Source organism: Corallococcus praedator (genome assembly GCF_003612125.1).
Lineage (GTDB): Bacteria > Myxococcota > Myxococcia > Myxococcales > Myxococcaceae > Corallococcus > Corallococcus praedator.
Genome location: NZ_RAWI01001304.1, coordinates 1 through 405, shown reverse-complemented (window position 1 = coordinate 405; position 405 = coordinate 1). Strand labels below are relative to the sequence as shown.

The 405-nt window shown below is 58.3% G+C and carries 1 protein-coding gene; it reads left to right on the top strand.

Features of this window, described 5'->3' with window-relative positions; genetic code table 11:
* Nucleotides 1-32 precede the first annotated feature (32 nt).
* Nucleotides 33-405, top strand: a 373-nt coding sequence (locus tag D7Y13_RS44190) for a hypothetical protein (protein WP_147452768.1), incomplete at its 3' end; no start/stop codon positions are given.

The following is a 405-nucleotide window of genomic DNA, read 5'->3' as shown; positions in this document are numbered from 1 at the left end:
GCCCCGACCTCGCCTTGTTCATGTATGTGGACGTGAACGACCTCAACAGCGACACCGTGCCGCAATCGAGCCAGAGCGGCGGCTTTAACGACTATTGGAATTCGCTGCCGCAACTCGTCCTGCTCGATCCGAAGTCGGTCACGCTCGGTTCCAACGAGGTTTCGATCACGCCGCAATTCACCGATGTCTTCAGCCGTTATTTCATGAACGACGTGCTGGGCGGAACGCCGACCGGGCTGAGTAAGATCAACAATCCCGGAGTATTCGATCCCGCCCAGATGGCGAAGGCCTATGACTCCTTCACCTCAGTGGATAGCTACTGGCATGCGCTCAGTGTCGGCGCCACGATCAACCTGCCGGCGCAGGCGAGTTCCTATACGTTCCAGGCTCCGAAAGATTGGGGAC